Source organism: Mesorhizobium sp. M0894 (assembly GCF_040319725.1).
Taxonomy (GTDB): Bacteria; Pseudomonadota; Alphaproteobacteria; order Rhizobiales; family Rhizobiaceae; genus Mesorhizobium.
The window spans coordinates 20,625-44,656 of record NZ_JAMYOG010000022.1 but is presented as its reverse complement, the minus strand read 5'-3'; the positions used below and the strand labels follow the sequence as shown (position 1 = coordinate 44,656).

The window sequence follows — 24,032 nt, the reverse complement described above, 5'->3', positions numbered from 1 at the left end:
TTGCCCTCCGTTTAGAACTACCGGCGCGGTCGGCTGCTAGTTGGCACCGTCGTCGTCCGATCCGTCAGCGTCGCCGGTGCTGTCATCCGACGCGTCGTTGTCCGGGCTGTTGTCGCCAGCGTCGGTGCTGTTGTCGTCATCACCGCCGTCCGTTGGGTCTGCATCGTCATTCTGATCGCTCGAATCGTCCTGATCATTGGAACTGTCGGCGTCGGTCTTGTCGTCCGGGCTGTCATCGTCCCCGTCCGTTGAGTCTTGATCGTCGTTCTGATCGCTCGAAACGTCCTGATCGTCGGAACTATTGTTGTCAGTGCTGTCATCCGACGCATCGGTATCCGTACTATCGTCGTCAGTGTCTGTGCTGTCTTTGTCATCAGCATCGGGAGCGGTCGCGTTGGCGTCCGGATTGGCGTCGCCAGGCTGCGAGTCGTCCTCGCGATAGCTCGTGTCATTGAGGCCCGTCTCCATCTCGTCGTCGTACTGATCGACGATCTGCGTCCACTCCTCATGGTTATCGACGCTCGTCCATTGCGAGATATTGTTGACCGAGATGTTGGTATTGAAGTTGTTGACGGTGATGTTGGTGTTGACCTCGACGACATCTGCGGCTTCTATTCCGCGGTTCACGCCAAACAGAAAACTGGTAGCGCTCACGGCAAGAGCGGCCCATACGAGTCGGTCGACATCGGTCGGCGTCGAAATCGGTTGATGCCGCACTGTGGCAAGCACGTCACCCGGCCGGATGCCTTGCCGCGCGGCAACGCCATGGGGTGCAACAGCCAAGACATACACCCCGCGAAGCTTGGGCGGGATCTGGTAGCGGTGCCGAGAGGCGTGGTTGATGGGTATCAAAACCGCGTTAAGAGCCCGGGAAACATAGGGTTTCGGCAGATCATATTTGCTGGCATACGCAACATTGATCGTGTGCGGGACGGCTACACTCACAACAGCCGTCATTTTCACTGAAGTTGCCAATGCACGGGCGAACTGCATTATCAGTCTGGACTTTCGAACAGTTTGCATTTTGCACATCCTGCAGCTGATGATTGGAACCGATCTCAGAGGCCCGGCGCCCCGGAGCGCTCACCAATCATTCTCCCCCTGCGATCATCACCGTCATTCCGTAACTTCCTCGGCAAAACACTTTGCCAGATCTTGCGGCGCTCCGAGCTTCTTCGCCCAGGATACCAGTTCAGGTTTTTCCGACGGGTCGGCATAGCCGCCCCACACGTCGCGAAATTGCTTTTTTCCGTCGACCGTCTGGAAGAACATCACGCCGTCGTCGCTCACCGGCGTGGAGACGTAGGCGGCGCTCCAGTTGCCGTTCTCCATGATCGTGATGAACTTCACCCGAGCAGGCTTGACCTTGTTGTCCAACGCCGAGGCAACGAGGGGGGCATATTCCTGCTTGCGCGCCTTCGTCACATCGACCTTTACGCCGTCGCAGGCACCATTCGCGGCGAAAGCGAAGGTCAGCGTCATTCCCAACCCCATGAGGCCGATCATCACGATTTTGGCACATCGCGGGATAAGACCGTTGGATTCAAACATGAGGGCATCCTCTTCGTTCGTATTGGAGGGTCCACTAATCGGAATCGTCATCGTCCGATGAACTGTCGTCGTCCGGTGTATCGACCTCGCAGCCGATGCCGCGGCAGCCTTGGTAGTTGCCTTGCGTATCGAAGTTCGGATTGCCTTCCTTGTCGTACTGCGGCCTGTCGTCGATGCTTTGATCCCCGTCATCAGGATCGTCGACTTTACATCCGAGCCCATGGCAGCCGATGTAACGGCCCCTGGTATCGAAGTTGGGATTGCCGTTCCTGTCGAACTGCGGCCGGTCGTCTATCTTCCGGCTCCCTTTATGGGACCGATCAACCAGGCAGCCCTTTCCGCGACAACCATCGTAGTCGTCGGTGGTACAACCGAAGATTGCCATCAAAGCAGTGGCCAAGGCCGCACAGATTACGAGTTTCATGATTCATTCCTCCGACTGGCTGGCGGCTCGGATCGTCCGCATCGGAAGGCTATCGCAGGCGGCGATCCCCGCTTTTGTCGCGAAGTCTGGCGCCAATCGGAGGAGGGCAAAGCTTCGCCGGCCATCGAACGAGAGCCAGGCTGTGGGCGATGCATTCGACGAGTTAGCCGACGGTTGCCGTAATCTCTTACGTGGGAGGGAACGCTCCCAGCGGGGGCCGCCGCATTAGCGAATGTCAATATTCCTCTCCATGCTTAGTGCCCCGTCCGCCCAAGCATGTTTCAACGATCCGCTGACGCGGCTGTGCTTCTAAAAAGTTGCATCCGATTCGGCCTGCGGCAAGGAAAAACCACAATATTGCGGCGATGAATTTTGCAAATGCTTAATAATTCGGAACCAGCGCCGGCTATCTTAGCAGATGCTGAAATATGATCGGAAGCAAGTTTGCGGAATACGCTCTTAGCTTCATTCTCTTTATCTCGCGTTATTGCAAGTAGTTTCATATGTTATTGTGAATTCTCGCCCAGCCTTGTAAAAAGGCGCGACGGCATCGCTTCTTATATGATCGCTATAATCCGAATCTATTGTGGTATTTTTTTCGAATCCAGCCAAGCCGTTGCGCAGGCCGAAAGAAATGCCGCTCAATCATTCGACTTTTTCAACGCTGCGGCGTGCCGCATAGCGGCGCAGTGGGGGCCGCGGCCGCGTTGTGAGCATCTTCCCAGTCGGATTGTCATCGGGTAGCGTGCAGAGGCGGCACGTGAAGGCGCTCTCTTTGGCTAACGCACTGCCGCACCTTCAGCAGTTGGCGGCGCTGGCTGCGGGAACACAGGTTTTCGACCCGAAAACCCACAAATGGGTGGACTACGATCGCACCAAGGCGCGCAAATACTATGCCGCGCATAATGAAGTGCCCGAGGCATTTCGTCCGCAGATGGTCAAGTTCCGCACCGCGGAAGTGCCGGGCACGATCATCATCGATGGCAACCAGCACTTTCTCTACCTTGTGCAGCCGGGTCAGCAGGCCATGCGCTATGGTATCGGCGTGGGCCGGGAGGGGTTTGGCTGGGCCGGCATCGTGCGCGTCGGCCGTATGGCGGAGTGGCCGACCTGGACACCTCCGGCCGAAATGGTCGCTCGCGATCCAAAGGCGGTGAAATATGCCGGAGGCATGAAGGGGGGGCCGGACAACCCGCTCGGCGCAAGGGCGCTCTACCTCTATGAGCGCGACCAGGACACGATCTACCGGATACACGGCACCCCGGAGCCCTGGACGATCGGGCTCGACGTGTCGTCGGGATGTATCCGGATGAGGAACGACGACATCGTCGATCTCGCATCCCGCGTCAAGGTCGGGGCCAAGGTCATCGTCCTCATGCAGGGGGCGGCACTTTACAAAGGCGTGTGAGGGCATTCGGAGAGGGACAAGCAATGTCGGCAAAAAATGCAGTGAGAACTTCGATTCGGGCGACAGCAATTGGATTCCTGGCTGGAGCCCTTGGCGCTTGCGTCAGCGCGCCATCGCCGCCGCCGCAGGACCAGTTGTCCAGGACCAAGGTCGAAACGGCGCCGGCGGACCTTCAGCTGCTTTGCGCCAATGCGGTCGCCAAGGCCAGCGGCGTCGACAGCACCAAGATACTTCCGGTTTCATCAAGCAAGCTCGATTCCAAGACCTATCAGGTCGAACTCGATGCCAGCGGCAAGAAGACAAGCTGCCTCGTGGATACCGACGGCAATGTCAAATCCGTTGAGCCCGTCTGATCCGCTCCGGTCGACGAATTTTGCGACCTATCTGACCATTGGCGCCTTGGGCTGCGGACATGACGATGTTTGGGGGCGGCCAGCCGCGATGAGCGGTTTAGAGAACCCGGGCTAACCGCGCCTGCTTCACCTCAGCCCGATCCGCTTGGCGCCTTGCCGGAACAGCGCCTCGGCGTCCGGCTCGAAGCGGAAGGTGCCGATGAAATCATCGGCGCAGTAGTTCGGCAGCGTCTTGCGCAACGCGGCGGCGAAACCTTGAGCCTCGTCCAGCCGTCCCGCCAGCGCAAGGCAATGCGCGGCGATTGCCAGGATGATGGCATGGGCGTTGGGACGCGCGGCTGCTTTCAGCGCCCATTCGGCGGCTTCGTCAAACTGGCCGAGCCGGACATGCGACATCGCCCTGGCGCCCAGCATGCCGAACAGCAGCGGATCGAAGGGGCTCAGATGCCTGGAATGGTCGGATGAGCCGATCGCGGCCTTCGGGTCGCCGGACTGCGAGTGGACGAAAGACAGGGCATAGTGGCCAAGCGCGAAATTAGGGCTGAGGTCGACGGCGCGTTCCAGCTCGATGAGGGAGCCGTCCTGCTCGCCGCGCAGCCACAGCGCCCGCCCCATGGCCCAATGCGCGGCCGGATTGTGATCGTCGACGAGAAGGCTCTGGCCGGCTGCCTCGAAGGCCATGGCGCTCTCCTGATCGCGGTCGCCCCAGCGCTGGAAGGCATTTTGCCAATGAGTGAAGGAGAGCCCGGCATAAGCGCGGGCGAAGGTAGGATCGAGCTTCAAGGCCAGGTCGAAGAAATGCCGGGCCTGCTCGTTTTCCGCGCGGGTGAAGCGGTACATGTGCCACAGGCCGCGGTGATAGGCCTCCCAGGCGTTCAGCGAATTGGGCGCCTTCAGCATGGCGCGGTTGCGCTCGACCGTCTCGATCTCGGCCGAGATCGACGAGACGATGCTGTTGCCGATATCATCGAGCACCGCAAAGATGTCGTCCGGCTTGCGCTCGAACGTCTCGGCCCAGACTATCCTGGCGGTGCGCACTTCGACCAGCTCGACAGCAACGGTGACGCGGCCCGCCTGGCAGCGCACCATGCCCGTGGCGACATAGTCGACGTTGAGCCGCCGCCCGGCATCTTCGGGCGCGATGTTTTTCTCCGCCAAGGCAAACACCGAGCCGCGCGCGATGACGGAGAAATCCCTGAGCTTGGCCAGGCGGGTGATGATGTCGTGGGTCAGGCCGTCGGCAATCCCTCCGCGAGGGCCACCAGGAACGCCGCCGATGCCGGCCTGTTCAATAAACGGCATCACCGCAAGCGAAGCCTTGCGCGACGTTGCGGCGTTGGGATCGGCAAGCATGATAGGAGGTACCGAGAGCGGAACGGCCGGCTGCACCCATGATGACGCGCCGTGCTGACAGCGGATTGCCCGCCATGCGTCGCGAACGGGTCCGAAATCCAGGTCTTCGGACTGGAAGTGCCGTGCGGCGGCCGCAATATGCTCCTCGGCCGCGCCGAACTGGCCGCGCTGGGCGAGCCTCGTCAGCAAGGCCAGATGCACACGGCCGTCGAATGGCGCGAGCTCTAGCCATTTTTCGAGGTGCGCGGACACGTCATCGGAATCGCTGGGGAGCCGCTCGACAAGCTGTTGCAGCACGGCCGCGTGGCATGAGCTGAAGCGGCGGCGCTGAGCGGTCAACCAGCTGTTGAAATGCGGGCTGCGGTCGATCTCCAGCCCGTCGAGGAAATCGCCGGCGAACAGCCGGGAAAGCGCCAGCAGGCGTTCGAGCTCGAGCGTCTCTATTCCCTTCGTCGCGGCGGAGGCAATCTCCACGGCATCCACGGATACACCGTTCAGGTCGAGCGCGACCGTGTCGCCCTGTGCCTCGATCCTGCTCCGATCGGATTCGTCGAGAACGCCTCGAAGCTTGCTGAGGCACCAGCGGAGTTCGCCGCGCGGGTCGTTCGGCACGTCCCACAAAAGCTCGCAGAGCCGGCTGCGGCCGACCGGATGCGGCGCCAGCGCCAGATAGGCGAGCAGCGCACGCAGCTTGCGCGATTTTGGGAGCTGGATGATGATGCCGTTGCGTGCGATCGTCGGCGGGCCGAGCAGGCGCACGGAAAGGCCGGTCACCTCGCCGTCGAGGCTCGATCGGGTGGATTCCACGTGCGTTTCCACGCCTGCTCCCACGCTGGCCAGTCGGCCTTTGTTTTATCACCAAACGCGACACGGTGCATCCGGCGGCGAATTTCCGCGCCGGATGCCGCCATGGCCACATTGCCGGGAGGCAAATGTAGTGCGGCAAGGTCTCGAAACCTCGCCGCCCAAGCCACCGGTCTGTAACCGGCCCGTGACGACAAGAGACAACGACGAAGCGAGGAGATCGACATGTTGCATCAACAGAAAATCAGAACCACCGCCGGGCGCGGCCGCCTGTTCGACAGCATTCTCGACACGGTCGGCGATACGCCGGTGATCCGCATCAACAATCTCGGACCGGATCATGCGACGATCTATGTGAAGGCCGAGTTCTTCAATCCTGCCGCCTCGGTGAAGGACCGGCTGGCGCTCAACATCATCGAGGAAGGCGAGCGCAGCGGCGCCTTGACGCCGGGCCAGACCGTGGTCGAGGCGACCAGCGGCAACACCGGAATCGGCCTTGCCATGGTCTGCGCCCAAAAGGGCTATCCGCTGGTGGTGACGATGGCCGACAGTTTTTCCATCGAACGCCGCAAGCTGATGCGCATGCTGGGCGCCAAGGTGGTGCTGACGCCACGCGCCCAGAAGGGTTTTGGCATGTACAAGAAGGCGGTGGAGCTGGCCGAAGCCAATGGCTGGTTTTTGGCCCGCCAGTTCGAAACCAAGGCCAACGCCGCCATTCACGAGGCGACGACGGCGCGCGAGATCATCAACGATTTCGCCGGCTCGCGGCTCGACTGCTTCGTCACCGGCTATGGCACGGGCGGCACCGTCGTCGGCGTCGGGCGCGTGCTGCGGCAGGAGCGTCCGGAGACCCGGATCGTGCTCGCCGAACCGGCCAACGCGCAGCTGATCGGCAGCGGCAAGCCGCAGCAGCGCGGCGCCGGTGGCGCGCCTGCCGCCAGCCATCCGGCCTTCGAGCCGCATCCGATCCAGGGCTGGACGCCCGACTTCATTCCGGACGTGCTGCAAGAGGCGATCGACGCCAGCCTCTATGACGAGGTGGTGCCGATTGCCGGGCCCGAGGGCATGAAATGGGCCAAGGCGCTGGCGCAGAAGGAAGGGATTTTCACCGGCATCTCCGGCGGAGCGACCTTCGCTGTGGCGCGGCAGATCGCGGAAAAGGCGGCGCCCGGCTCGGTGATCCTGTGCATGCTGCCCGATACTGGCGAACGCTACATGACGACACCGCTGTTCGACGGCATCGAAGCCGAGATGGACGCCGAGGAGACTGCGCTTTCGCAGTCGACGCCCGGCTGCCAGTTTCCGGCGTGACGGCGGCACATCGGGAGCGGCCTGTATGGACACGAGGCCTGGATTGGCCATCACGGCCACCGAGGAAACGCTTGACCCCTCGAACTGGGCCGACGTGCAGGTCCTGTCGCATCGGATCGTCGACGATGCCGTCGCTTACCTGCGCGATGTCAGAGAGCGTCCGGTGTGGCAGGAGATGCCGGTTGATGTGAGGACTTTCTTCACGGCGCCGCTGCCGCGTTCGCCGGCTCCGCTGGCCGAAATCTACGGCGACGTCACAGGGAAGCTGATGCCCTATCCGATGGGCAACATCCATCCGCGCTTCTGGTCCTGGTATATGGGCTCTAGCAATTTCACCGGCGCGCTCGGCGATTTCCTGGCGGCGATCCAGGGCTCCAATCTCGGCGGCGGCAACCATGCCGCCGCGTTGATGGACAACCAGGTCGTCGACTGGTGCAAGGAAATGATGGGCTTTCCGCAATCGGCCAGCGGCACGCTGGTCAGCGGCGGCTCGATGGCCAACATCATCGGGCTGACCGTGGCGCGCAACGCCAAGGCGGGCATCGACATACGCGAGCACGGGGTTGCCGGCATCGACAAGCCACTGCGTTTCTATGGCTCCGACCAGCTTCACTCCTGCCATCGCAAGGCGATGGAGGCGCTCGGCCTCGGCAACCGGGCACTGCGTCGCATCCCGAGCGATGCGGGGCTGCGCATCGACATCGCTGCGTTGCGGGCGGCGATTGTCGAGGACCGTAACGCGGGCTTCAAGCCGGCCTGCGTGATCGGCACGGCCGGCACGGTGAACACCGGCGCGATCGACGATCTGCAAGCGCTGGCAGACCTGGCGTCACAAGAGGATCTGTGGTTCCATGTCGACGGGTGCATCGGCGCCCTGCTTGCGATTGCGCCGGACAATTCGCATCGCGTTGCCGGCATTGAACGCGCCCACTCAATCGCGCTCGATCCGCACAAATGGCTGCACGCGCCATTCGAGGTCGGCTGCGCGCTGATTAGGGATGCCTCCGCGCATCGCGGCACGTTCGCGGTGACGCCGGAATATCTGGAATCGACCCCGCGCGGACTCGCCTCCGGCCACTGGCTGCACGATTTCGGCTTGCAGACGTCACGCGGTTTCCGCGCGCTGAAGGTGTGGATGGCGCTGAGAGAGCACGGCATCGAAAAGTTCGGCCGGCTGATCGATCAGAACATTGCGCAGGGACATCATCTCAGCGCGCTGATCGAGGCGGAACCGGCTCTCGAACTGGTGGCACCGGTGAACATTAACATCGTTTGTTTTCGCCACCGCGGCGACGGGCAGACGGGAGAGAGGCAGAAGGCGCTCAACACCGAGATCATGCTGAGGCTGCAGGAAGAAGGCATCGCCGCCATTTCCGACACGACAGTGCATGGCCAGCATTGCCTCAGGGTGGCGATCAACAACCACCGCACCCGTCGCGACGATCTTGACCTGCTGATCCGGGAAACGGTGCGGCTCGGGCAGGAGATTTCAGCGACGGGCGCGACGGGCTAACGCCGGCCTTTCTTTCGAGCGGCGAGACTAGGCATCGAGCCAGACCTTCTCGAAATGCTGCTCGAGCGACTGGTGCTGCTCGCAGCCATGGACGCCCTTGCGGTAGGTGCGGTAAACCGAGCGCCAGTAGGGCTGGATGATAACGCCGGAATCGCGCAGATTCTGTTCAATCTTGGCCATGAGCTCCTTGCGGGCGCCGGGATCAGGCATCGCTAGGGCCTTGTCGAGCAGAGTGTCGAACTCCGGATTGGCATAGGCGCTCTCGTTCCACGCGGCGCCAGACTTATAAGCGAGCGCCAGCACCTGGACGCCGAGCGGCCGGCCGAGCCATTCCGTGCAGGAGAAGGGATATTTGCTCCAATCGTTCCAGAACGTCGCGGCCGGCAGCACAGTGCGCTTGATCTTCAGCCCGGCCTCGCGCATCTGCGCGGCGATGGCGTCGCCGGTGCTCTTCTGCCAGTCGACGTCGACCGAGATGAGTTCGTATTCGTGGTCGGCCTTGCCAGCCTCGGCGAGCAGGGCCTTGGCTTGATCGGTGTTGCGGACGGCCGGGCCGATATCGGCATATTCGGGATGCATCGGCCCGACGTGATGGTTCTCGGCAGGCTTGCCGCGATTGTCCATGCCGATCTTCAGCACGGCGGCGTTGTCGACCGCGAGCTGGGCGGCGCGCCGCACCTTGATGTCGTCATAGGGCGGATTGCCGATGTTGAAACGCGCGACGATGGTCGAGCCGGTGGCGATTTCCGAATTGCTCAGGCCCATGGAGTCGGTCTGCGCAACCGTGTCGGAGGCGGTTTCGTGGTCGGTGTCGATCTCGCCCGATTCGAAGGCCGACAGCATGGCGTTGGGATCGGAGCCGTAGTCGACCCATTTGATGCCGTCGAGGTAGAAGTCGCCCTTCCACCATGGCTTGTCCTTACGGCGGACTTCGGCGCCGACCTCGGCGTCCCATGCGACGAGTTCGCAAGGCCCGGTAGTGATCGCCAATGCCTTCAGCGGATCGCCGTCGCCTTCATAGCTGCGGTGCATGATCAGCGCCGGATAGTCGGCCATGCCGGCGATCAGCGAAATGTCGGGCTTGGGCAGATTGAGCCGGACGATGAAATCGTCGACGCGCTCGATGCCGCCGTCGACGGCCTTCTTGGTATCGGCGTTGACCAGTGCGCCCATGCGCGCGGCGACCGAATTGCCGGCGACGGACGCATCGCACCAGCGCGTCAGATTGTGGATCACGTCGTCGGCGTTGAAGGTGTCGCCGTTCGACCAGGTGATGCCCTTGCGGACATGCAGCGTCAGCACGCGGGCGTCGTCGCTGGTTTCCCAGCTCTCGAGCAGCCATGGCTCGAAGGTGAAGTCGCGCTTCCAGCGCACCAGATATTCGTTGCACTGGCGGGCGACGTTGGACATCTCCACGCCGTCGAAAGTGCGCGGATCCTTCCAGCCCTTGACGTTCATGGCGACACGCAAGATGCCGCCGCGCTTCGGTTCCTCGGCCCTGGCCGGTGACGGCGCAAGCCCGCCCAGCGCCAGCGCGCCGGCAGCGCTGACGCCGAGCGCAGCCATGGTGGCGAGATATTCGCGCCGGTTCATCTGGCCTTTCTTGAAGCCATCGGCGACGGGCTCGGCCTGCGGATGCAATTTCCGGTCGGTCAGCATGAACTTCATCGTAAATCCTCCCTGTCGGGCCGGCGCATCGCGGATGCGGGCTCCTTACGTGGCGTGATGATAGGGCTGGCCTGACCGAAGCAGTGTTCGGGTTTCCGCAGTTGTTGTGCGCTGTTCCGCGACAGTGGAGATTGGAGGACGGTCCGCGTCACTCAGGCCAATCACCTCCGCCCAGCGCGGCTATTGCCGCGATTATGCGCTCAAACGCCTGGCCGGCGCGCGGTACGGTTTTGCGGGCGCGCAGGAAGCTGTGCACCAGCCGCGGCTCTTCGCGCCACCATGCCTTGCCGCCGGCGGCAAGGATGCGATCGCGATAGGCCTTGCCGTCAGCCGACAGCGGGTCGCATTCGGCAGTGATGACGACGGTCGGCGGCAGGCCAGAGAAGTCCGTATCGCCGAGCGGCGAAAATGTCGGGTCGTCCGGCGACTGCCCCTTCCCTGCCCGGATATGCCGATAGAATTCGACGTCGCGCAATGTCAGCAGTGGCGCCTCTGCGTGCTCGACATAGGAGCCGGCGCGCGCTTTGCCGTCCAGCTCGGGGCCGTCTAGCTCGTCACCGCCGAGCTCGGGATAAATCAGCACCTGGCCGATCGCATGGCGAGGATGGCGGCGCGTCGCATGCGCGACGGCGGCGGCAAGATTGCCGCCGGCACTCTCACCGCAGAGTACGAGCGGCAGGCCGGTCGTCGCCGCAGCCCATTCGAATACGGCCAGCGCATCCTCGAAGGCCGCCGGATGCAGATGCTCGGGCGCCAGCCGGTAGTCTGCGGACAGAACGGGAAAGCCAGTGCCGGCGCAAATCTCGGCGCAGATGTCGTCATGGCTGTCGAGCCCGCCAAGGACGAAGCCGCCGCCGTGATAATAGACGACCATCGCTTGTGGCGCCGTGCCCGCCATCTGGTAACGCCGGACCGGGATCGCATGGTCAATGGCAGGAACCGCGCTGTCGCTGGCCTTGACACCGGACGGATAGGGCTCGCGGAACGCCCGGCACATGGCGTCATAGACCGCCCGCTGCCTGTCGATCGGCATGTAGACGATCTCGGGCGGATACGACTCATTGACCCGGTCGATATAGGCCCACAGCTCCGGATCGAGCAGCGTTTGGTATTTTCCGCGCTCTGTCGTTTCTGGTCGATCGGCCTCGGTGATCATCGCGGCGCGGTCCCGCTCAGAGCTCGGCGTAGAGGCGGGCGGCGTTTTCGTAGCTGAAGCGCAATGGCACCGAGCCCTCGACCTGCCAGGCTTCGACCGTCTCGCCGGCCAGCAGCCGACAGGCGCCGTCGGTGGTGGTGACGGCGCCGCCATAGAGCCGGTTGGCGAGATTGAGAATGGCCGTCTGATGCATCGCCGTGCTGCCGCTGCCGCAGGCATCCTTGACCAGCAGCACGCGAAACCCGAGCGCCACCGCGTCCTTTACGGTGGCATCGATGCAGGCCTCGGTCCAGACGCCGGCAACGACCAGCCACTCGACGCCATCGGCCTTCAGCCGCTCGGCGGCAGGCCCCGCGCGGAAGGCGCTGGCATCGGTCTTGACCAGCATCGTCTCGCCTGTCGCCGGGCCCACTTCCGGACAGATCGCCGTCAGTGGATCGTCCTTGTCGGAAAACGCCGACTTGCCGTTGGCCTCGACCGGGTGGAACGGCCGTGCCGTGGCGAGATCGACGATATAGGCCCAGTGGTACAGGGGCACATTGTTGGCCCGAGCCGCCTGCTGCAGCCGCTGGACGTTGGCGAGAATGTCGCCATAGCCTTCGACCAGATAGCGCTTGTCCCGCCGATGCTCCTCCTGGAGATCGATGAACACCGCCGCCGCCTTGCCGCGCTTGATCGAGATCGGGCTTTTCATGCAAAACTGCCTGTCAGCACTCAAACGTGCCTGTCAAGGAAATCGTCCTCATAGGGAAAGCGCGACAGGAGTTCGGTGCCGGTCTCGGTGATCAGGATCTCGTCCTCCAGCTTGACGCCCTCGCGGCCGCCCTTTTCGCCGATATAGCTTTCGACGCTGACCACCATGCCGGGCACGATGACACCGTCGCGGCCATAGGTCTCGTAATCCATGGCATGCGCGATGAACGGCGTCTCGCCATGCATGCCGACGCCGTGCATGACCGAGGTGTAGCGCTGGTCGACGAAGCGGTCCGGGATCTTCCAGGCCTTTTCGGCAATCTCGCGAAACGCCATGCCCGGCTTGACGACCCCGATGTTGTGCTGAACCTGATCGTGCGCCATGCGGTAGAGCGATCTCTGATAATCGGTCGGCTTGCCCGGGCCGCAGCGGAAGGTGCGCGAAAAGTCCGAATAATAGCCGTAGCAGCCGATCGTGTCGGTATCGAGCGCCAGAAGTTCGCCCGGCCTGATCTTGCGGCCGCTCGCCTCATTGAACCATGGGTTGGTGCGCTGGCCCGAGGTCAGCAAACGGGTTTCGATGAATTCGCCGCCCTGGCGGATCACCTCGCCATACATGATGGCGAACAACTCGTTTTCGGATACGCCGGGCTTGATCGCCTCGCGCACCGCATAGACCGCAGCCTCGGCGCCAGCCATCGACACCTGCAGGCATTTTACTTCCTCTGGCGTCTTGACCGCGCGCACCGCCAAAATCTCGCCCTGGCAATCCCGGACGTCGCAGCCGCGCTTTTCCAACGCCAGTGCCTGCAGATGGCTGCAGCGGTCGAGCCCGAGCTTCATCGAGCCGCCGCCATGCGCCTTGAGCAATTCGGCGATCTCATCGGCGAACGGGCCGGCTGTTTCGTCGTCACGGCCCGACACCGAAGACCAGACCAGCTTCGACGGCCGCGCCTCGTCGATCGTGTCGAGCACCATCGAGACATGGTAGCTCTGCGGATATTCGAACAACACGATCGGCCCTTCGGTCGGGATGAAGAAGTAGCGCGTCGAGTTGCGCAGGAAATAGCCGAACATGTTGCGCGAGCCGGTGGCGTAGCGCTGGTTGTAGGGGTCGAACAGCACGACGCCGCCATAGCCGGCCTCGCGCATCCACGCGCGCAGCTTGGCCAGTCGCCCCTTGCGCAGCGCGTCGGCATTGATGAAGGACGGCTCGGTATCCGACAACCACATGCCGCCGGCCGGATCGGCCGCAGCCGGATGCCGCATGCGGTCCTTGAAGTCAACGTCCTCGGTGCTGTCGGGGTCGAAAACGACGATGCTCATGGGTGCCTCCTGGAAGCGAGACCATGGAGCAAAGGACGTGCGGGCGTTGTGCGGAAAACCGCAAATGTTGTGCTGGATGCCGTGAGCGGTGGCCGGACAGCACCCCCCTCTGGCCTGCCGGCCATCTCCCCCTCAGGTGGGGAGATTGGACGTCACTTCAGCTTTCGCCAATCTCCAAAGTTGTCGAGTGAGCTTTGCTTGCGAAGCTACCAATCTCCCCCCTTGAGGGGGAGATGGCCGGCAGGCCAGAGGGGGGTGGGCGGGAACTCAGCGTGGAGCGATTAACGCCGCTAGTGCCTCCTCATCACCTTCGGCGCGTGGCCATGCTCCTCCCGGAACGCGCGGGCAAAGCTCGACATCGACGCAAAGCCGCAGGCCAGCGCCACGTCACGCACCATCAGCGTCGAATGTGCCAGGAGATCAGCGGCGCGCTTCAGCCGCAGGCGGCGGTAGTAGCCGTTGGGCGAGATGCTGAGCTCGGAGCGGAAATTGCGTTCAAGCTTGTCGGAGGAGACGCCGAGCCGCCCCGCCAGCTCCGCCATGCCGAGCCGCTCCTCCACCGCATCCTCCATGATGGCGATGGCCGACAGCACCAGTTCGTTCTGGACGCCGGTGCGTAAGCGCAGCGGCATCAGCTTGCGGTCGACGCTGGAGCGCAGCGGGCTGTGCACGAACCATTCGGCGACGCCGGCCGCCAGCTCGGCGCCATAATCGTTGGTGATGATCTCCAGCATCATGTCGAGGCTGCCGACGCCACCGGCCGAAGTGAAGCGCTTGCGGTCGATGACATAGAGATCGCGCCTGAGCTCGATATCCGGAAACGCTTCGGTGAAGGCTGCCTGGCTGGTCCAGTGCAAGGTGCAGGCATGGCCGTCGAGCAGGCCGGCGCGGGCGAGGAAGAACGCCGCATCCGCCACCGCACCGATATGGGCGCCGCCGCGCAGGCTCTTGCGGATCCAGCTCACGGCATCGTGCGCGACGAGATGATCGGCATCGCCGCCCGAGCAGACGACGATGCGATCGACCTTCGGCGCGTCATGGGCGGCAAAGCCGGGCTGGATGACGACGCCGTTCGAGGCCTCGACCGGGCCTTCGGCGGCGCCGACGATGATCCAGCGATAGCAGTCCCGCTTGGCCAGCACGTTCGCCGCGCGCAACGGCTCGATGACGGAGCTGAACGCCATCATCGGAAAACCGGGGAAGACCAGGATGGCGAAGGTGAGGGGGGCTTCGCTTGCCGTCGGTTGGTTGCGTTGTCGGTTGTTCATAGCTTCCGGAGCCGGGAGGATCGGGTCGCTACAATTCAGGCAGAATTGGCCTGGGTCAACGGAATAGCGTGCGGGGGCGCGACACAGAACAATTGTCGCTTGTCGGTGATCCTTCACGCCCCCCTCTGTCCTGCCGGACATCTCCCCCACAAGGGGGGAGATCGGCCGTCACCGCCGTTTTCGTCAATCTTCCAACATTGTAAATGTGTGCGGAGCGCTGAAGCTGCTAATCTCCCCCCTCGTGGGGGAGATGCCCGGCAGGGCAGAGGGGGGCGCTGTCCCGCCGACATCTCGCAAGGTTTCTTGTTACCGGGCTCAACTCGCCAGCGCCTGATCCAGATCCGCAATCAGATCATCACCATCCTCTATCCCGGCCGACAAGCGCACCAGCGAATCGGATATCCCGATCTCCGCGCGTTTTTTCGCCGGGATCGAGCCGTGCGTCATCAGTGCGGGGTGCTCGATCAGGCTTTCGACGCCGCCGAGGCTTTCGGCCAGCGTGAACAGTTGCGTGTGCTCGAGGAAGCGTTTGGTGCCGGCGAGGTCGCGGTCGAGCTCGACCGTGATCATGCCGCCGAAGGCGTGCATCTGCCGCCTGGCGATGGCGTGCTGCGGGTGGCTGGGCAGGCCGGGATAGATGACGCGACGGATGTCGGGGCGGCTTTCCAGCCAGTGCGCGATCTTCTGGCCGTTCGACGAATGACGCTCCATCCTCAGCGCCAGCGTCTTCAGGCCGCGCAGCGCCAGGAAACTGTCGAATGGCCCGGAAATGGCGCCGATGGCGTTCTGCAGGAACTTCAGCCGATCGGCGAGATCCTTGTTGTCGCCGACCACGGCGACGCCGCCGACCATGTCGGAATGGCCGTTGAGGTATTTCGTCGTCGAGTGAACAACGATATCGATGCCGAGCTCCAGCGGCCGCTGCAGATAGGGGCTGCAGAAAGTGTTGTCGGCGACCGACAGCACGCCTTTGCGCCTGGCCAATGCCGCGACGCCTTCGAGATCGACGACACGCAGCAGTGGATTGGTCGGCGTCTCCACCCAGAGCAGCTTGGTTTCCGGGCGGATCGCCGCTTCGACCGCGGCAAGATCGGTGAAGTCGACAAAGTCGACCTGCAGATTGGCCGAGCGCTTGCGCACCCGCTCGAGCAGCCGAAACGTGCCGCCATATATGTCGTCGGTGGCGACGATATGGGCACCGGAATCGAGCAGTTCGAAAATAGTGGCGATCGCCGCCAGCCCCGAAGCGAAGGCGAAGGCGGCTGTGCCGCTTTCGAGGTCGGCCACAGCGCGCTCGAAGGCAAAGCGGGTCGGGTTCTGGCTGCGGGCATATTCAAAGCCCTTGTGCACGCCGGGGCTCTGCTGGCCGTAGGTCGAAGTCGCATAGATCGGCACCATCACCGCGCCCGTCGTCGGGTCGTGACTCTGGCCGCCATGGATGGTGCGCGTCGAGAAGGCGAGGCGATTCCTGCCCGATACGGTGGCTTTGACGGTCATCGGGCGCGCCTCAGATGGTTGATCAGGTCGATACGGGTTATCAGGCCAATGAATTCGTCGCCATCGAAGACGATGGCGACTTCGTTGCGGTCGAACACCGGCAGCAGCGCATCCAGCGTCTGGCTGGCCTGCAGCGTGTGCAGGGTAGAGGTCATGGCCGTACTGACCGGGGCCTTGAAGCGGTCCCAGCGGCTGTCATAGGGGCCTTCGACCTTGGCGAGGATATCGCTTTCGTCGATGATGCCGACGAGCTTGCCCTCGTCCAGCACCGGTAGTTGCGAGACATCCGAGCGGCGCATCCGGCCATAGGCGTTGAGCAGGCTTTCGTCCGGACCGACATACACGGTGTCGCCGGTGCGGTGCGAACGCATCACCAGATCACGCAGGTCGCCATGCTGCTCTTGCTCGGCAAGGCCCTGTTCGGCCAGCCAGAAGTCGTCGAACACTTTCGACAGATACTTGTTGCCGCTGTCGCAGACGAAGGTGACGACGCGCTTCGGCACGGTCTGCTCGCGGCAATAGCGGAGCGCCGTCGAAAGCAGCGTGCCGGACGACGAGCCGGCGAGGATGCCTTCCTTCGAAAGCAGGTCGCGCACCGCCAGCATGCTCTGCTTGTCGGGGATGGAATAGGCCTTCCTGACCAGCGACAGATCGGCATTGGGCGGGACGAAATCCTCGCCGATGCCTTCGACGGTCCAGCTTCCGGCCTCTACCATCTTGCCGGTCTTGATCAAAGGCGCCAGCACCGAGCCGACCGGATCGGCCAAAATCATCTCGGTCTTCGGCGAGACTTTCGCGAAATAGCGGCCGAGCCCGGTCAGCGTGCCGCCGGAGCCGACACCGACGACAACCGCGTCGACGTCGCCTTCGAGCTGTTGGAAGATTTCCGGTCCGGTCGTGGTTTCATGAGCCAGCGGATTGGCCGGGTTGGCGAACTGGTTGGCATAGAAGGCGCCGGGCAGCTCGACGGCGATCTTTTCGGCCATGTCCTGGTAATATTCGGCATGGCCCTTGCCGACATCGGAGCGCGTCATGCGCACTTCGGCGCCGAGCGCGCGCAAATGCTGGATTTTTTCGCGGGACATCTTGTCGGGAACGACGAGGATGATGCGGTAGCCCTTGGGGATGCCGACCTGGGCGAGGCCGAGACCGGTGTTGCCGGCGGTCGCCTCGACGATGGTGCCGCCGGGCTTCAGTCTGCCCTGTTTTTCGGCGGCGGCAATCATCGACAGCGCGATGCGGTCCTTGATCGAGCCGCCGGGATTCTGGCTTTCGAGCTTGATGAACAGCCGGCACTTGCCGATGTCGAATTTGGTCAGCTCGACGACCGGCGTCTGCCCGATCAGATCGAGAACCGAGGCATAGGGCGGGCGCAAGCGGGACGATGCGTCGTCCGGTGCCACGATCTTGTGCTTGCTCATGTCAGATGCTCCGTTGCCAGAATGAGCAACCGCCCTGGAAGACGGCAACCTACCGTCTTTTCCAGCCGTTTGCAGTTGTAAAGAAGATAGATCGTGCCAATCCGGCCGCCAGCAGGGGAATGGAATTTCGCGAAAGCTTCGCCAGCCTCGAGGCTGGGCAAAAGATTTGCAGAACCTGCTTAGGGTTCAGGCGATCGCGGCCTGGGCTTCGATCTCGATCAGAAAATCCGGATTACCGAGGCCGGCGACGCGCAGCACTTTGATGATCGGGGCACGCCGCGGTTTGCCCAGAAGGCCATCCAGGCGCCGAAGGCCGGCCCTATGTCCAGGTCGCCGGCGATATAGACCGAGAGGCTGACGAGGTCTTCAGGCTTTGCCCCACCGGCTTCGAGCACCTTTGCCAGGTTGGAGAGCGCCTAAGCGGTCTGCGCAGCGAGATCGTCCCTGGCGACGATCCGGCCTTGCGCGTCGACCCCATTCTGGCCGCCGACCAGCACGATGCGCGCGGATGGCGGCAGCGACACGCCTTGCGAATAGGCCGGGTTGCTGTGCATGCCCTCGGGGTTCAGCCTTTCGATGGTCACTGCGCTTTTCCTCCTCAGCGAAAACTATACCGCGGCCGCCTGGCCGTCCGTAGGGTCGCACGGCACAGAACGGCAATCGTGCGGCCGTTTCAACGCACCATCTCGTTCGTTGCCGCCGCTGATTCCGCCATGCTACCCGGCGCTGGTCGAACAGCAATGCAAGGAATGGCCGATGAAGATTCTTGCCTATGACAATTTCAAGCCCGGCGTCACGCTCGACGACCTGCGGCCTTATTTGCGCGACGAAGTGTCGAACGTCTGGCGGCTCTGGAAGGCGGGGATCGTGCGCGAGAATTATGCGCGCGGCGATATTGGCGGCGTCATCATCGTCTTCGAGCTCGACAGCGTCGCGGAAGCGCGGCGCTACACCGAGGACTTCCCGCTGTCCAAGGCCGGGCTGCTGGAATGGCACTTCATCGCCTTTGACGCGCCATTGCCGCTGGAATTCCTGTTCGACCCGACCGTCGACATCGCCAAGCCGTGGGACCGGACGGCGGCATGATCCGGTCGCGCGACGGGATCGAAATCCCGGCCAGCCTGGCTGAGTGGTGCGATCCGCGCCGCACGGCGCTGGTGGTCTACGACATGCAGGTCGGCATCTGCCGCCAGGTGGCCGGCGCCGCCACCATCGTCGAGCGCACCGGCACGGTGCTGGAAGCGGCGCGCGTGGCCGGAATGCGGGTGGCGTTCACGCGCCATCTGTCGCTGCCGCGCAAATGGATGGGCGCGACGCAGCTGCGCACCGCCATGGCCTGGCAGCGGCGCGACAGCCCCGACACAGTTGAGCCGTCGTTCCCGCGCGACGCCGAAGCGACGCGGATCGTGCCCGAGCTGGAACCCCGCGATGACGAGGCGGTGTTCGACAAGCTCACGATGTCGGCCTTCGATTCCACCGCGCTCGGCTTTGCCTTGCGCGATTGCGGCGTGCGCACGATAGCGCTCGCAGGCATCGCCATGGAGATCGGCATCGAGCCAACCGTTCGCCAGGCGACCGACAATGGCTTTGTCGCCGTGGTCATCGAGGATGCCTGTGGCTTCGGCAACCGCGAGGCGCGCGACCGCTCGATGGCGACGCTACGCTTCCTCGGCGAAGCCGTTGTCACCGATGTCGCCAGCTTCTGCAGCGCGCTTGCCGGACCGGGTTGAGGACAGTCGGCTTGCTAGAGCGATCCACCCTTTCACGCGAACGTCGAACCGCTCCATCGCTTTGTCTCGCAATTGCGGACAGAAAACCGCTCCGCGCTTCCCGGAATTGATCTAGGTGGCTGCGCTATCGGTGCGAAAACGCACGCCCTCGGCGCGGCCATGCACGCTTCCCCAGTCGTAGAGCGCCTGGAGCGCGGCGGCGAGATCTTCACCGCGCCCGGTCAAGGCGTAGCGCCCCTTGCCGTCGGGCGACATCTCGAGCGTGACGAAGCCGATCTCGACAAGCTCGGCCAGGCGCTGCGTCAGCATCTTGTCCGAGAGCGAGGGGATCAGCCGGCGCAGGTCGGAATAGCGCATCGGCTGTTCCTTGACGTGCGCCAGGATCACCGTCTTCCATTTGCCGCCGAGCGCGTCGAGCGCGAACTCGACCGGGCAGCCGTAGAGTCTTCCGCGTTGGGTCATGCGCCATGGTAGGCAAGGCATGGTGACGACGGAAGCAGAATTCGCCCGGTCATCTGGCCAGGGGTCGCGGCTCACGGCCTCGCCGGCCACAAAATCCAGGGAGGAGAACGAAGATGAGCGTACGCGACGCCAATCCGGTCAACGCGCAACAGCCGAAACGTGTGGCGATCGTCATCGCCAACCCGGCTGTCTCGACCACCACGGGCTGGCCGGTCGGCTTCTGGCGGAGCTAGCTCCCGCACCCCTGGTTCGCCTTCACCGCGAGGTTATGCGGTCGAGATCTTTTCACCCAACGGCGGCGGTCTTGCATCCGAAATTGCGTCAAGACAAAGGGGGCCTTATCCGAGCAATCGCTTGCTTAGCCGCGCACACTGCACGCGAATATCGGGAATGGCGTCGATCTCGAAGAAGGTGCCGCGCGTCAGCGGCCCGACCGCCAAAATCTTGGCCGATACTGTGCCATCGCCGGCGATGACCTCGCAGTCCGCGGTCACATCGAGGCCGAGCCGCAGCGGATCCGGCCGTGCCAGCCCACGGTCGACCAGCGACCGCACCACGCTGTTCGAGGTGGTCGAGATATCCTTGGCGATGCCGGTGCAATCATAGATGCGGGCGACATCGAACCTTTCGAGGCGCTGCGTGTGGCGGGACTGGACCTCTACGGTGTAGCCTGCGGCGATGTCGACGATGCGGCCGGCGACAAGCCGGATGCGGCCGGCCTGCACCGCCTCCGTAACGCGGGCGTAGACTTGCGGCGCCATGCGATGGCGGTGGATGTCCCACCACGCCTTGGTGTGCTCGACAAAGCGGCGCTTGGCCGAGGACGGCCAGTTCTGCCAGATCTTCTGGTTGAAGGGCCTCAGACCGTCGACGACGTCGCGCCAGTCGATGCCGGCCTTCTGGTTTTCCCGGATCAGGTCGCGGAACCAGCCGACGAAATAGGAAAGCTGGGTGCCGAGCGGGATATCGGCAACGTCGAGCTTGATGGGATTGCCCTTGCGATGCGGCGAAGGCAGCAGGCCGCGCCGCGACACCGCGACGATCGCGCCGCGATGACCGCGCTGCTCGAGCGACAGAAAGGCATCGACCATGCTCAACCCCGTGCCCAGCACCAGGACTCGGGCTTCGGGGTCGAGCGCGCTGTCGGCCTCGGATCCCATCCTGATCGCGTGGCCCTGCCCCGCCCCCGGCTCCTCGTCATGGCCGGTCGCCAGCACGGCAAGGTGCGCAACCACGCTGGTGCCGTTGGCCAGCGCCACCTCGACGCCGGACGCGGTCGGCGAGATCGACAGGCTCTCCTCGCGGATCAGGCGCAGCCGGCCCGTCTGCTGCTCACGCGCCTCGAGTTCGTCGAGCAGCTCCTTGAGATAGCGGGCGTAGACGCTGCGCGGCGCATAGACCGGTGCCTGTTCCGGCGTTGCCAGGCCGCGTTCAAGTAGCCAGCGCGAGAAATTGCCGGGATCGTCGGCATAGGCGCTCATGCCCAACGCGCTGACATTCAGCACATGGGCTGAGAGCAGCGTTGAATAGGCCATGCCTTGCCCAAAATGCGGGCGTTTTTCGACCAGGCTGACGCGGAGATCGGGATTGGGCGACTTCAGCAGATGCGCGGCAAGCACGACGCCGCTGGCGCCGCCACCGACAATGATGATCGAAGTTGGAATGATCGAATTTGCGCGTCCGGTCATGCGCGCACCAATTGTCTTGGGAGCCATCGGTTCCGGAATTCTCGGGTCAGGCTTTGTTGATTCAGGCCTGGATTTTCAACGGCACCGAAAGGTCTTCGTCGCCGGCGATGTCGCGCATCTCGGCGAGGCTGCGCTGGTCCAGCACCTCGGCGATGGCCTGCCGGACCTCCAGCATCAGATGTCGGACTTGGCATGTCGCCTCGTTGCAATCTTCGCAGCGCTGATACTGGGTGCGGCTGGCGCAAGGAATGGGGGCAAGTGGCCCGTCGAGCACGCGCACGACGTGCCCGACCTTGATCTCGTCCGCTGGGCGCGCCAGGCGATAACCGCCCTCCTTGCCCTTGCGGCTCTGGACGAAACCGGCATTGCGCAATTCGCCAAGGATGGCATCGAGGAACTTTTTCGGAATATTGTTTGCGCGGGCGATGTCGTTGACGAAGGCGAGCTGTCCAACCGGCAGGCGCGCCAGATGAACGAGCGCCTTGAGGCCGTACTTACCTTTTTTCGTGAGCATAACCCGAACGTTTCTCTGTCATGCGATGACCCAAGGCCATCGGTTGCGAAACGCCTGGCGTGCCTCCCCGCCGCGTCCAAGCTGTCACTACAGATAAATTCTAGTGACATGATATACAAGCCAAGAAACGTTGATTTTGTTTCGTTTTCAAGCCGCAATGGCCATTTTGGCCGGGGCTTGTGGCCCTACGAGCACAGGAGCCGCCGCCAATGGGACACCGGCAAACTGGCCGGCGACAGGAATGTCCCGACCGGCCGACAGCAGCTTCTGTCCCTGAATTTGAAGGCCAAAGCATGCCGCGCGCGGCAACAAGGAGGGTGGCGTCGCTCATCGTCCTCTCCAATCCTTCAATGTCCATAAGAATACTAGACTTAACCCCGAGCACAGGAAATTCACTTTCAATTGTTCGGCCGTTCGCAGCATGGATTTGCCGGTGACCGGGCCAAAACGGAAAATTCTTGTTTGCGGCTGATGGCGCAATCACCGGTCGCTCCAACGGACAGCGAAGCCAGAGGCGAGGTGGAGCCAAGAAGGCAATTGAGGTGCTGCGCCATTGTTCAAAGCAGCGACGCAGCGGAGACCCGAGGATCGATGCCGCTATACTGACCAATGAATGCAGTCCAATAGTGCGCGCCATTCCGTCTCTGTTTCGGCTGACCTGACCGTCAACAGACCTTAGGCCGAGGCCCGCTGCAGCCGCCATATCCGCCTTCGCGCCGCGCCACTGACGGCTTTTTTCTAACAAGACGGCAATGGTTGGAAGGATTTAACTCTACAAGCCTTATAGACTTAGCTGACTATGAGGGAGCGATCCGATTTTTCTCTTTTCAAGGAGCCTTTCATGTCCACTATTTCGCGACGCGTCGTTCTCCTGTCCTCGGCGGCTCTGGCTGGTGCCGGCTTTCTCGGCCCAGCCCATGCGAAGGACCTCAAGATCACTATCGGCTACCAGACGGTCGTCGAACCCTCGAAGGTGCCGCAGGCCGACGGCGCCTATGAGAGCGCGACCAAGGCGGCAATCGACTGGCGGAAATTTGATTCCGGCGCCGACGTGATCGCCGCCGTCGCTTCCGGTTCGGTCGACATCGGTTATGTCGGCTCGAGCCCGCTGGCGGCGGCGGCGAGCCGCGAGCTTCCCATCCAGACCATCTTCATTGTCGGGCTGATCGGCGAATCCGAGGCCCTTGTCGCCCGCAACGGCGCCGGCATCGAGAAGGTCGCCGACCTTGCCGGCAAGAAGGTGGCGGTACCCTTCGTCTCGACGACGCATTACAGCCTGCTTGCGGCGCTGAAGCATGAGGGTGTCGAGCCGAAGTCGGTCGATATTCTCAATCTGCGGCCACCGGAGATCGCGGCGGCATGGGCGCGCGGCGACATCGACGCCGCCTATGTCTGGGATCCGGCACTCGGCCAGATCAAGACGTCGGGCAAGGTCGTGCTGGATTCCTCGCAGGTCGCCGCTTGGGGCGCGCCGACTTTCGACGCCTGGATCGTGCGCACCGACTTCGCCGAAAGGAACCCGGAGGCGGTGCGCGACTTCGTCAAAGTGACGGGCGCTGCCTATGCCGAATTCCTGGCCAAGCCGGATCAATGGTCGGTGTCCTCGCCGCAAGCGGCCAAGATCGCCAGGATCACCGGGGCCAAGCTCGAAGACGTGCCGCAACTGCTGAGGGGCTATGTCTTCCCGACGCTCGAGGAGCAGGCCTCGGACAAGTTCCTCGGTGGCGGCACGGTCAAGGCAGTCGAGGCGACGTCGGCCTTCCTCAAGGAGCAGGGCAAGATCGACGCCGTGCTGCCGGATTATTCGAAATACGTGTCGTCGAAATATGTCGGCGAGGCGCTTGCCTCGAATTAGCGACCGCTCAATGCGCGCGTCCTCCCTTCCCTGACGC

General features: G+C 63.2%; 22 protein-coding genes. 7 read left to right on the top strand and 15 right to left on the bottom strand.

Features of this window, described 5'->3' with window-relative positions; all coding sequences use genetic code 11:
- Positions 1–36: 36 nt before the first annotated feature.
- The 3 genes from NKH91_RS28330 to NKH91_RS28320 form a co-directional block, all read right to left on the bottom strand.
- The gene (locus NKH91_RS28330; protein ID WP_352845462.1) at positions 37–993 is read right to left on the bottom strand and encodes a PDZ domain-containing protein; all 957 of its coding nucleotides are present in this window, start codon (positions 991–993) and stop codon (positions 37–39) included.
- Positions 994–1,116: 123 nt separating this feature from the next.
- Positions 1,117–1,551, bottom strand: a complete 435-nt coding sequence (locus NKH91_RS28325; RefSeq protein WP_352548652.1) for a hypothetical protein — start codon at positions 1,549–1,551, stop codon at positions 1,117–1,119.
- Positions 1,552–1,585: 34 nt separating this feature from the next.
- Positions 1,586–1,975, bottom strand: coding sequence for a hypothetical protein (locus NKH91_RS28320; RefSeq protein ID WP_352845460.1), 390 nt, complete (start codon positions 1,973–1,975; stop codon positions 1,586–1,588).
- 775 nt (positions 1,976–2,750) lie between these two features.
- Here NKH91_RS28320 and NKH91_RS28315 point away from each other — a divergent pair.
- Together NKH91_RS28315 and NKH91_RS28310 are read left to right on the top strand one after the other, a co-directional pair.
- A complete protein-coding gene (locus NKH91_RS28315) occupies positions 2,751–3,383 on the top strand; it encodes a L,D-transpeptidase (protein ID WP_352845458.1) in 633 nt (210 codons plus the stop codon).
- A 134-nt stretch (positions 3,384–3,517) separates the two neighbouring features.
- On the top strand, positions 3,518–3,736 hold the full coding sequence (locus NKH91_RS28310; RefSeq protein WP_031212349.1) for a hypothetical protein: 219 nt from the start codon (positions 3,518–3,520) through the stop codon (positions 3,734–3,736).
- 126 nt (positions 3,737–3,862) lie between these two features.
- Here NKH91_RS28310 and NKH91_RS28305 read toward each other — a convergent pair whose 3' ends face one another.
- On the bottom strand, positions 3,863–5,896 hold the full coding sequence (locus NKH91_RS28305) for a transcriptional regulator (RefSeq protein ID WP_352845456.1): 2,034 nt from the start codon (positions 5,894–5,896) through the stop codon (positions 3,863–3,865).
- Positions 5,897–6,118: 222 nt separating this feature from the next.
- Here NKH91_RS28305 and NKH91_RS28300 point away from each other — a divergent pair, with 222 nt between their 5' ends.
- Positions 6,119–7,204, top strand: a complete 1,086-nt coding sequence (locus NKH91_RS28300) for a PLP-dependent cysteine synthase family protein (RefSeq protein ID WP_352481351.1) — start codon at positions 6,119–6,121, stop codon at positions 7,202–7,204.
- Positions 7,205–7,229: 25 nt separating this feature from the next.
- Positions 7,230–8,717, top strand: coding sequence for a pyridoxal phosphate-dependent decarboxylase family protein (locus NKH91_RS28295; protein ID WP_352481350.1), 1,488 nt, complete (start codon positions 7,230–7,232; stop codon positions 8,715–8,717).
- 27 nt (positions 8,718–8,744) lie between these two features.
- Here NKH91_RS28295 and NKH91_RS28290 read toward each other — a convergent pair whose 3' ends face one another.
- The 8 genes from NKH91_RS28290 to NKH91_RS28255 all read right to left on the bottom strand — a co-directional run bounded on the left by NKH91_RS28290 (position 8,745) and on the right by NKH91_RS28255 (position 18,330).
- Positions 8,745–10,385, bottom strand: coding sequence for an ABC transporter substrate-binding protein (locus tag NKH91_RS28290; protein ID WP_023718789.1), 1,641 nt, complete (start codon positions 10,383–10,385; stop codon positions 8,745–8,747).
- 148 nt (positions 10,386–10,533) lie between these two features.
- Complete coding sequence (locus tag NKH91_RS28285) at positions 10,534–11,541, bottom strand: alpha/beta hydrolase (protein WP_352845454.1); 1,008 nt, start codon at positions 11,539–11,541, stop codon at positions 10,534–10,536.
- 16 nt (positions 11,542–11,557) lie between these two features.
- On the bottom strand, positions 11,558–12,235 hold the full coding sequence (locus tag NKH91_RS28280) for an isochorismatase family protein (protein ID WP_352481348.1): 678 nt from the start codon (positions 12,233–12,235) through the stop codon (positions 11,558–11,560).
- 20 nt (positions 12,236–12,255) lie between these two features.
- Positions 12,256–13,560: a M24 family metallopeptidase gene (locus NKH91_RS28275; protein ID WP_352845452.1), complete on the bottom strand. Its 1,305-nt coding sequence runs from the start codon at positions 13,558–13,560 to the stop codon at positions 12,256–12,258.
- 290 nt (positions 13,561–13,850) lie between these two features.
- The gene (locus NKH91_RS28270; RefSeq protein WP_352845450.1) at positions 13,851–14,828 is read right to left on the bottom strand and encodes a GlxA family transcriptional regulator; all 978 of its coding nucleotides are present in this window, start codon (positions 14,826–14,828) and stop codon (positions 13,851–13,853) included.
- A gap of 315 nt (positions 14,829–15,143) precedes the next feature.
- Entirely contained in the window at positions 15,144–16,325 is a 1,182-nt protein-coding gene (locus tag NKH91_RS28265; protein WP_352845448.1) for a cystathionine gamma-synthase, read from the bottom strand.
- Entirely contained in the window at positions 16,322–17,746 is a 1,425-nt protein-coding gene (locus NKH91_RS28260) for a pyridoxal-phosphate dependent enzyme (RefSeq protein WP_352481345.1), read from the bottom strand. Before NKH91_RS28260 ends, NKH91_RS28265 begins: the two co-directional genes overlap by 4 nt.
- A 416-nt stretch (positions 17,747–18,162) precedes the next feature.
- A complete protein-coding gene (locus tag NKH91_RS28255) occupies positions 18,163–18,330 on the bottom strand; it encodes a hypothetical protein (protein ID WP_352481344.1) in 168 nt (55 codons plus the stop codon).
- A 172-nt stretch (positions 18,331–18,502) separates the two neighbouring features.
- Between NKH91_RS28255 and NKH91_RS28250 the strand changes: the two genes are divergently transcribed.
- Both NKH91_RS28250 and NKH91_RS28245 read left to right on the top strand, forming a co-directional pair.
- Positions 18,503–18,832, top strand: a complete 330-nt coding sequence (locus NKH91_RS28250; protein WP_023718782.1) for a hypothetical protein — start codon at positions 18,503–18,505, stop codon at positions 18,830–18,832.
- Complete coding sequence (locus tag NKH91_RS28245; RefSeq protein ID WP_352845446.1) at positions 18,829–19,476, top strand: cysteine hydrolase family protein; 648 nt, start codon at positions 18,829–18,831, stop codon at positions 19,474–19,476. The genes NKH91_RS28250 and NKH91_RS28245 overlap by 4 nt, the downstream gene beginning before the upstream one ends.
- A gap of 111 nt (positions 19,477–19,587) precedes the next feature.
- Here the strand turns inward: NKH91_RS28245 and NKH91_RS28240 are convergent, their stop codons facing one another.
- The 3 genes from NKH91_RS28240 to NKH91_RS28230 form a co-directional block, all read right to left on the bottom strand.
- Entirely contained in the window at positions 19,588–19,938 is a 351-nt protein-coding gene (locus NKH91_RS28240) for a winged helix-turn-helix transcriptional regulator (RefSeq protein WP_352481342.1), read from the bottom strand.
- 338 nt (positions 19,939–20,276) lie between these two features.
- Positions 20,277–21,626 carry an FAD/NAD(P)-binding protein gene (locus NKH91_RS28235; RefSeq protein ID WP_352885423.1) on the bottom strand — a complete coding sequence of 450 codons (1,350 nt, stop codon included), beginning with the start codon at positions 21,624–21,626 and terminating at the stop codon, positions 20,277–20,279.
- A 61-nt stretch (positions 21,627–21,687) separates the two neighbouring features.
- Complete coding sequence (locus tag NKH91_RS28230) at positions 21,688–22,140, bottom strand: RrF2 family transcriptional regulator (protein ID WP_352592220.1); 453 nt, start codon at positions 22,138–22,140, stop codon at positions 21,688–21,690.
- 841 nt (positions 22,141–22,981) lie between these two features.
- Here NKH91_RS28230 and tauA point away from each other — a divergent pair.
- Positions 22,982–23,995, top strand: a complete 1,014-nt coding sequence (gene tauA, locus NKH91_RS28225; RefSeq protein ID WP_352481339.1) for a taurine ABC transporter substrate-binding protein — start codon at positions 22,982–22,984, stop codon at positions 23,993–23,995.
- Positions 23,996–24,032 lie beyond the last annotated feature (37 nt).

Bases quoted from the DNA above. Each gene is read 5' to 3' on its own strand.
- NKH91_RS28285 (WP_352845454.1), bottom strand. From the start codon at position 11,541: ATGATCACCGAGGCCGATCGACCAGAAACGACAGAGCGCGGAAAATAC.
- NKH91_RS28325 (WP_352548652.1), bottom strand. From the start codon at position 1,551: ATGTTTGAATCCAACGGTCTTATCCCGCGATGTGCCAAAATCGTGATG.
- NKH91_RS28235 (WP_352885423.1), bottom strand. From the start codon at position 21,626: ATGACCGGACGCGCAAATTCGATCATTCCAACTTCGATCATCATTGTC.
- NKH91_RS28265 (WP_352845448.1), bottom strand. From the start codon at position 16,325: ATGACCGTCAAAGCCACCGTATCGGGCAGGAATCGCCTCGCCTTCTCG.
- tauA (WP_352481339.1), top strand. From the start codon at position 22,982: ATGTCCACTATTTCGCGACGCGTCGTTCTCCTGTCCTCGGCGGCTCTG.
- NKH91_RS28300 (WP_352481351.1), top strand. From the start codon at position 6,119: ATGTTGCATCAACAGAAAATCAGAACCACCGCCGGGCGCGGCCGCCTG.
- NKH91_RS28240 (WP_352481342.1), bottom strand. From the start codon at position 19,938: ATGACCCAACGCGGAAGACTCTACGGCTGCCCGGTCGAGTTCGCGCTC.
- NKH91_RS28245 (WP_352845446.1), top strand. From the start codon at position 18,829: ATGATCCGGTCGCGCGACGGGATCGAAATCCCGGCCAGCCTGGCTGAG.
- NKH91_RS28230 (WP_352592220.1), bottom strand. From the start codon at position 22,140: ATGCTCACGAAAAAAGGTAAGTACGGCCTCAAGGCGCTCGTTCATCTG.
- NKH91_RS28320 (WP_352845460.1), bottom strand. From the start codon at position 1,975: ATGAAACTCGTAATCTGTGCGGCCTTGGCCACTGCTTTGATGGCAATC.
- NKH91_RS28330 (WP_352845462.1), bottom strand. From the start codon at position 993: ATGCAGTTCGCCCGTGCATTGGCAACTTCAGTGAAAATGACGGCTGTT.
- NKH91_RS28290 (WP_023718789.1), bottom strand. From the start codon at position 10,385: ATGAAGTTCATGCTGACCGACCGGAAATTGCATCCGCAGGCCGAGCCC.
- NKH91_RS28295 (WP_352481350.1), top strand. From the start codon at position 7,230: ATGGACACGAGGCCTGGATTGGCCATCACGGCCACCGAGGAAACGCTT.
- NKH91_RS28260 (WP_352481345.1), bottom strand. From the start codon at position 17,746: ATGAGCAAGCACAAGATCGTGGCACCGGACGACGCATCGTCCCGCTTG.
- NKH91_RS28280 (WP_352481348.1), bottom strand. From the start codon at position 12,235: ATGAAAAGCCCGATCTCGATCAAGCGCGGCAAGGCGGCGGCGGTGTTC.
- NKH91_RS28275 (WP_352845452.1), bottom strand. From the start codon at position 13,560: ATGAGCATCGTCGTTTTCGACCCCGACAGCACCGAGGACGTTGACTTC.
- NKH91_RS28250 (WP_023718782.1), top strand. From the start codon at position 18,503: ATGAAGATTCTTGCCTATGACAATTTCAAGCCCGGCGTCACGCTCGAC.
- NKH91_RS28270 (WP_352845450.1), bottom strand. From the start codon at position 14,828: ATGAACAACCGACAACGCAACCAACCGACGGCAAGCGAAGCCCCCCTC.